Origin of the sequence: Vibrio sp. 10N.222.55.C6, from assembly GCF_041473395.1 — a bacterium.
Lineage (GTDB): Bacteria > Pseudomonadota > Gammaproteobacteria > Enterobacterales > Vibrionaceae > Vibrio > Vibrio crassostreae_C.
In genome coordinates, this window is the sequence record NZ_JBFRSD010000941.1 from 1 (window position 1) to 332 (window position 332).

Consider the following 332-nt stretch of genomic DNA (forward strand, 5'->3'; position numbering starts at 1 on the left):
ATTCGTAGTGAACGATTGGCAGACCTAGAAATAGACCTAGTTATCAGAGTCCACAGTGACAGCCGAATTTCAGATTTTAAGTCCGTGCTTAAAACGGCACTTCCAGTTGCTTTCGCCGGAGGGGCATTATACCAACCACAGCTATCGACGCAGATTGAGTGGCTAAGGACATTTACCAGCAGGAGTGAGCTTTTCCATGTCTTAAAAGGGTTACCAGCATACGGGCGATGGTTATATCCAAGTGAAAAACAGCCGAATGATTTTGATGAACTAGAGCGTTTTATTACTAAAGACGCTGATAATTTGCCAGTTTCCATCGGCTACCATTTGTT

General features: G+C 43.7%; 1 pseudogene. It reads left to right on the forward strand.

Features of this window, described 5'->3' with window-relative positions:
* Positions 1-332 (forward strand): annotated as a pseudogene (locus AB4486_RS26960) (hypothetical protein); the annotation flags it as partial.